At 79.2% G+C, this 1,214-nt stretch carries 2 pseudogenes; both read left to right on the forward strand.

The annotated features are described in order from the left end of the window. Positions 1-970, forward strand: a pseudogene (locus ACWDCZ_RS41555) (condensation domain-containing protein); the annotation flags it as partial. Between the two features lie 41 nt (positions 971-1,011). Next, positions 1,012-1,214, forward strand: a pseudogene (locus ACWDCZ_RS41560) (SRPBCC family protein); the annotation flags it as partial.

Below are 1,214 nucleotides of genomic sequence, written 5' to 3' on the forward strand. Positions count from 1 at the left end.
GGTGACCGTCTCCGGCCGGGGCATCCCGCTGGACGGCGTCGAGCGGCTGCCCGGCGCCCTGCGCAACCCGCTGCCGATCTCCGTCCGGGTGCAGCCTGGCACCACCGTGCCGCAGCTGCTCGCGGCGCTGCGCGACGGGGTGCTCGACCTCGCCGCGTACGAGTGGGTCTCCCCCGGCCAGGCCCACCGCTGGACGCCCGGCGCGCGCGGGCAGCGGCCGAACAGCCTGGTCGTCCTGGAGCACCAGCCCGCCGCGGCGCACCACCTGCGACTGGAGACCGACCTGGCCGCGCACGGCATCCACGTGGAGAGCCCGGCCCCGGCCGGCACCCTCACCTCGTACCCGATCACGCTCGCCGCCCACTACGACGCCACCGGCGGGCTGGTCCTCACCACCACCCACGACCGTGCCCTGCTCGCCGACCGGGACGCCGCCGAACTCCTCGACCAGAGCGCCCACCTGCTGCGCAGCTTCCCCGACCTGCCGAGCGGGCTGGGCACCACCGAGGTACTGCGCTCCACCCTGGCCGGACAGCCGGCGCCCCGGCTGGGCGAGCCCGCGGCCGGCGCCGCCGAGGGCACCGAGCCGGCCGCCCCGGCGGTGTGCCTGGACGTGCTGCGCCGGGCCGCCCGCCCGGGCGCGGGCTGGGTCCTGCTGCTGCCCCCGCCCGACGCCCCGCACACCCGCTACCCCGGCGCCGCGCGCGACTGGCCCGGCCCGCAGGCCCTCGGGGTGCTGCGCCCCGCCGGGGACGACCCGCCCCCGGCCGCGTACCGCCCGGTGCTCGGCCCGCTGCTGGAGTCCCGCGCGCCGGTCGCCCTGGTCGCCCCGCCGGGGCTCGGGGCCACCGCGTGCGGGATCGCCCGGCTGGGTTCGCCGGCGCACCCGCCGCTGGTGGTGCTGCTCGACGGGGGCGGCGACCTGACGGCGGTGGCGGGCCTGCTGGGGGGCCTGCCGCGGCGCCGCTAGGGCCACCGCGCGGCTTGGATAGGGCCTATAGGGTGGCAACCGTGGCCCGCTTCGTCCTGATCCGCCGTACGCCGCTGCCGCCCGCCGAGTGCTGGGAGCGGCTGACGGACTGGTCCCGGCACGGGGACCGGGTGCCGTTCACCCGGGTCCGCGTGGTCCGGGGCTCCGGCTGGGAGGCGGGAGACGTCGTCCTGGCCCGGACGGCCCTCGGGCCGTTCCGCTTCGACGACCCGATGGAGCTCAC

Source organism: Kitasatospora sp. NPDC001225 (assembly GCF_053597855.1).